The following is a 6,526-nucleotide window of genomic DNA, read 5'->3' on the forward strand; positions in this document are numbered from 1 at the left end:
AGAACGAACAGGCCATTAAAATAGCTAATTCGCCGCCGCTAATTGAGCGAATGGGAAGGAGTAGGGGACATCCGACATGCCCAATCCGGAATCCTCAACCCCTTCTCGTATATTCAGCGCGCAAACTGCTTTACTACTCGACGACACCCCCTGTTAGCTTATGACCCCTACTCCTGCCCCGCTCGCCTTTTTGTGCATTGCCACCTTTGTAAAAGGCGAAGCGTTTATGCAAACCTGCAAAGCACAGGGCCATACCGTTTATCTACTCACCGAGCAGCGCCATAAAGACAAGCCCTGGCCCCATGAGGCTATCGACGAAATATTCTACCTGCCGTCGGAAAGCAACGATAGCCAGAATCTGGACACCATGCTGCTGGGGCTGGCCCATACCATGCGCCGTTGCCATATAGACCGGGTGGTGGCACTCGATGATTTCGACGTGGAAAAAGGGGCGCTCGTCCGCGAAACGTTTCGGATTCCGGGCATGGGCCAAACCACGGCGCGGTTCTTCCGCGACAAACTGGCCATGCGCATTCGGGCGCAGAAAGCGGGCATTCGCGTGCCCCGGTTCAGCAGCCTGTTTAACGACGGGGCCCTAACCCATTTTCTGCAGAACAGCGAAGCGCCCTGGCTGATTAAGCCCCGCTCAGAAGCCTCAACTACGGGCATCCGAAAAGTGCATTCGCTGGACGAAGCCTGGGCGGTGGTGCATGAACTGGGCGACAAGCGGCACACGTACCTGATTGAAGAGTTTAAGCCCGGCAGCGTTTATCACGTTGATTCACTGTCGTTTGCATCGAAAGCCGTCTTCAGCCGTGTGAGTGAATACCTGGCCACGCCCATGGAAGTGGCCCACGGCGGCGGCATCTTCCGCACCCGTACCATGGCCCCTTCCGATGCCGAAACCGTTGATTTTCTGGCCATTAACGATGCCGTAATGGCGGCGTTCGGGATGCGGCATTCGGCGTCTCACTCCGAATTTATCCGGTGCAACCACGACGGCGAACTGTATTTTCTGGAAACAGCCTGCCGCGTGGGCGGGGCCAATATTGCCGAGATGGTTGAGGCGGCGTCGGGCGTGAATTTGTGGGCTGAATGGGCAAAACTGGAAATTGCCGCTGCTTATAACCAACCCTACAGCCCCCCCACCGACGAGGGTCATTATGCCGGTCTGATTGCTTCGCTGGCCAACGAAATACACCCTGATACGGCTGCATTTGCCGATCCCGAAATCGTCTGGCGCATGCACCGCGAACACCATATTGGCTTTATTGTAAAATCGGAACAGCCTGAGCGAATCTTGACATTGCTGGATTCATACATGCACCAAATTCAGGGAAGCGTGCATGCCTCAATGCCGGTCTCAGCCAAGCCAACGAACTAATTTGACTGGCCTTATACATTAATAATAGATTATTTCATATAATTTTTCCGCAAAACTGTTGTCTTTTCTTTCTGTAGACTAAAGCTAGTACGCATTTTGCAAGTGATAGCGCAGGTACTGTCTAATGGACAGATCTGCGCTTTTTTTTGTGCTCACCCACCGCACAGCAACAGACTGAAAACTACTTGGATAGCCAGCAGCCACGCAAAAGCTAAGTAGAATTCTGCTCAACAAAATGAAAGTATGGTAATAAATATCTACTCACCTACCCTCTGTCGACACCTCTTTCTGGCCATTCTTTTGTTTGTATTGGCCCAAGTTTCGGCATCTGCTCAGATATCTGGCACGGTTTTTAGGGACTTCAACGCCAACGGCGTACGCGAGACACCCAATGAGATTGGGGTGGGTGGCGTAACGGTGACTGTGGTCAGCACCAACAACGTTATCACCACTGCCACCACCAGCACTGCCGTGGCTTCGCTGGGCAGCTACACCGTTACCGCGGGCGGAACAGCACCATACCGCGTTCAGTTCTCTAACCTGCCCACCGGCTATTTTCCTGGTCCGAAAGGGACAGATAGTGGCACCCCTCTTCAGTTTAACGTTGCGGCCAACTCAACCAACGTCAGTCTGGGCGTTAACTACCCAACTGATTACAGCCAGTATAACCCCAACTTTCTGGTACCCTGTTACGTCAATGGCGACCCTACCAGCACAACCGGTACGGCCAGAAACGAAGGCGTATTGGTCTCGCTCCCCTACGGTAGTGTAGGCAACACACCCGTAGAGTCGATCGTTGCTACCAACAACCAGGTAGGTACTGTATTTGGTATTGCTTACCAACGGGTAGCCAAGCACGTATATACATCAGCATTCATAAAACGGCACTCCGGCTTAGGGCCAGGCGGGGCCGGGGCCATTTACCTAACAAAACCCACCAGCCCGGGCTCAACGTCCTACACATCATCGTTGTTTGCCACCCTGCCCATTAGCGTATCGGTGGCGTCTAACACAGCACGGGGGCTTCCGAGCAGTACCACAGCCGTAAACCAGGACCCCACCGTTTTTGATCAGGTGGGCAAAACGGGCCTGGGCGACCTTGAAATGTCGGAAGATGGCACCCAGCTCTACGCCATGAACCTGTCTGACCGGCGGCTCTACGTTATCCCTATTAACAATCCCACGTCCACTACCCCCACGGCCAATACAGCCGGCATTACCAGTTTCAGCATTACACCCAGCGCGGGGGCCTGCCGGACGGGCAGCGTTTTCCGGCCTTTTGCCCTGAAAACTTACCGCGGGAAAGTATACGTCGGCGGGGTTTGTACCAATGAAGCCGTTACCGGCACGACCACCTATACCGCTGCAAGTTCATCAACAACCACCCCAAACCTGATCACGCGCGATACCACGGGCATGAAAGCCGTGATCTATGAGTTTGACCCGACCAATAATTCTTTCACAGGCGTGTTGGGTTTTTCGCTGAACTATAAAAAGGGAGCCACCAACAACGATAAAACGGGCGTAGACCGGGCCGACCGCTGGCTGCCCTGGACCGACATAATACCCGCTACCGGCTCTACACCTAACCGGTTTGCCCGCGCCGATTTGCCTAACGCATCGTATCCGCAGGCCATGCTGACGGGCATTGAATTTGACACCGACGGGGCTATGATTATCGGCATCCGCGACCGGTCGGGCGATCAGTTTGGCAATAATAACTACGGAACAAATAACACCACGCAGTATCGCATTATTGCGCCGGGCGACCTGCTGCGGGCGGGTAAATGTAGCCCGACGGCCAGCCTCTGGACTATGGAAAGCAACGCAACCGTCTGTGGTGTATCGTCGGTGAGCGGGGTGAACAACGGACAAGGCTTTGGTAACGGTGAATTTTACTGGTCAGATGCGATAGCCATTCCTAACACCACCAGCCCATATCACAACGAAATGGTCCAGGGTGGTCTGATTTCGTTGCCTGGTAGCGGTGAAGTAGCCTCTGTTGTGCTTGACCCCACCGACCAGATTGACTCGGGGGGTATTCGTCGGTTTAAGAACTCAGATGGTTCGGGTAGTCCGGCAACGAGTACACAGATTTTTGTCAGTTCAAACGTGGCTACCTACGGCAAGGCCAACGGCCTGGGTGACCTTGAACTGGCTTTCGACCCCGCCCCCATTGAAATTGGCAACCGCGTCTGGAACGACGGTACGGCCCAAACTGCCGATGGTCTTCAGGGTGCCAGTGCTACATCGCTAAGTGCCGTAACTGTTCAACTGTATCAGAACGGCACCCTGTTGAGCACCACAGTAACAAACGGTACGGGTGAATATTACTTCAACAACAGCAACGTAACTGGTGGCCTGCAGCCTAATACTGCCTACGAGATCAGAATACCGCTCAGCCAAACGGCGCTGTCTGGACCGGGCTACGTACCCACCCTCTACAAAGCTGGCACAGACAATACTATTGACAACGACGGATTGCAGGTAGGCGGCAATTCGGTTATAGCGCTGACGACGGGTAACTACGGCGAAAACAACCATACATACGATTTTGGCTTTGTCACCTGCCCCACCATCACAAACCCGTCAGGGCCAGTGTCAGTTTGTTCGGGCACGTCGATTAACTCATTGACGGTGACCACGACTGCCACGGGCGCGAACTCGATTCAGTTCGTGTATTTCACCACGCCCCAAAGTGGCACGGCCATGTATAGCGGCGGCACCTCACTATCTACTGCCACACCCGCCAGTGGTACAGCGGGTATCAGCAACGTGGCTTTCCCGGCCAACAATACCGCTGCGCCGATCACCTACTACGTTTACGCCATCATCAACCCTGCCCCAGGGCCCTCAGACTGTCGCCCCTTCGCCCAAATACAGGTTACGATTAACCCGGCGGTTTCAGTAACTGTAACGGGTAACCCCAGCCTGACCATCTGCAACGGCACCAGTACTACACTTACCGCCAATGCCTTTGGTGGGTCTGGTTTCACTTACCGCTGGAATACAGGTGCCACCACGGCATCGATCCCCGTCAGTCCTACGGTGACGACAGGCTATAGCGTGACGGTAACAAACAACACAGGTTGCTTTAGCACTACATCAGCCACGGTGACCGTGAATCCGGCAGTAACCGTCACAGCCAGTGCCAGTCCGGCTACGATCTGCAACGGCGCCAGCAGCACCCTGACAGCCACCGCCAGTGGCGGTACGGGCCTGACCTACCTCTGGAGCAACGGGGCCACCACGGCCAGCCAGTCTGTCAGCCCCACGGTGACGACCGCCTATAGCGTCACGGCCACCAACTCGGCGGGCTGCGCCAGCACAGCGACTACTACAATCACGGTCAACCCCGCTGTGACCGCTACGGTGGCCAGCCAGACCATCTGTAACGGTACTTCGGCTACGCTGACAGCTAATGCATCGGGCGGCAGTGGCTTTACGTATGCCTGGGCGCCAACGGGCACGGGCAGCACCCAGAGCGTGGTCGTCTCCCCCACCACTACGACAACCTACAGCGTCACCGTTACCAACAGCAACGGCTGCTCGGCCCTCACCTCAGCGACGGTCACGGTGAATCCCGCCGTCACCGCCACGCTCAGCAGTGCGACGATCTGTAACGGCACTTCGGCTACGCTCACGGCTACGGGCGGCACCAGCTACAGCTTCAGCAACGGCACCACCAACACGACGGGCACATTGATTGTCGCGCCCAACACCACCACCACTTATTCGGTGACAGTGACCAACGCCAACGGCTGTTCAGCCATCGCCTCGGGCACGGTGACGGTCAACCCCGCTGTCACCGCTACGATTGCGGCCAGCCCCAGCCTGACCATCTGTAACGGTACCTCCACTACCCTGACGGCTTCAGGGGGCACGGGCTATGTCTGGTCAACAGGGGCCACCACCGCCTCGATCGCTGTCTCGCCCACGACAACGACGACCTACAACGTGACGGTGACCAACGCCAGTGGCTGCTCGGCCCTCACCTCAGCTACGGTGACGGTCAACCCCGCTGTCACCGCTACGATTGCCGCCAGTCCCAGCCTGACCATCTGCAATGGTACCTCGACGACGCTAACGGCCTCAGGGGGCACTGCTTTCCGCTGGTCGACCGGAGCTACCACGGCTTCCATCCCCGTCTCGCCCACGACTACCACCACCTACAGCGTCACGGTGAGCAATGCCAGCGGCTGCTCGGCTGTCACCTCAGCTACGGTGACGGTCAACCCCGCCGTGACCGCCACGCTCAGCAGTGCCACCATCTGTAACGGCACTTCGGCCACCTTGACGGCCACGGGCGGCACCAGCTACAGCTTCAGCAACGGCACCAATAACACCACAGGGACGCTGGTCGTCTCACCGTCCACGACCACCATTTACTCCGTGACAGTGACCAACGCCAACGGCTGTTCAGCCATCGCCTCGGGCACGGTGACGGTCAATCCCGCTGTGACCGCTACGGTGGCCAGCCAGACCATTTGCAACGGCACCTCGGCTACGCTGACGGCTAACGCATCAGGCGGCAGTGGCTTTACATATGCCTGGGCACCAACGGGCACGGGCAACACTCAGAGTGTGGTCGTCTCCCCCACGACTACCACCACCTACAGCGTGACGGTCACTAACAGCAACGGTTGTTCGGCCCTCACCTCAGCTACCGTCACGGTGAATCCCGCCGTCACCGCCACGCTCAGCAGTGCCACGATCTGTAACGGCACTTCGGCGACGCTCACGGCTACGGGCGGCACCAGCTACAGCTTCAGCAATGGCACTAGCAACACCACAGGGACGCTGATTGTCGCGCCCAACACCACGACCATTTATAGTGTGACGGTGAGCAACGCCAATGGCTGTTCAGCCATCGCCTCGGGCACCGTCACGGTCAACCCCGCTGTGACGGCCACAATCGCGGCCAGTCCCAGCACTACCATCTGCAATGGCACCTCGGCTACCCTGACGGCCAGCGGCGGCACCACCTACCGCTGGAGCACGGGGACTACCACGGCTTCCATCACCGTAGCACCCACCAGTAGCACCGTATACTCGGTGACGGTGAGCAACACCAGCGGCTGCTCGGCTGTCACCTCGACCACTATTACAGTCAACCCCGCCGTGACGGCTACGCTCAACAGT

The 6,526-nt window shown here is 57.1% G+C and carries 2 protein-coding genes; both read left to right on the top strand.

Annotation, left to right across the window (positions count from 1 at the left end; translation table 11 throughout):
- Positions 1–160 precede the first annotated feature (160 nt).
- On the top strand, positions 161–1,384 hold the full coding sequence (locus J2I47_RS11070) for an ATP-grasp domain-containing protein (protein WP_207364636.1): 1,224 nt from the start codon (positions 161–163) through the stop codon (positions 1,382–1,384).
- 243 nt (positions 1,385–1,627) lie between these two features.
- A partial coding sequence (locus J2I47_RS11075) for a beta strand repeat-containing protein (protein ID WP_207364637.1) occupies positions 1,628–6,526 on the top strand: 4,899 nt, incomplete at its 3' end.

Source organism: Fibrella rubiginis (assembly GCF_017353185.1).
Lineage (GTDB): Bacteria > Bacteroidota > Bacteroidia > Cytophagales > Spirosomataceae > Fibrella > Fibrella rubiginis.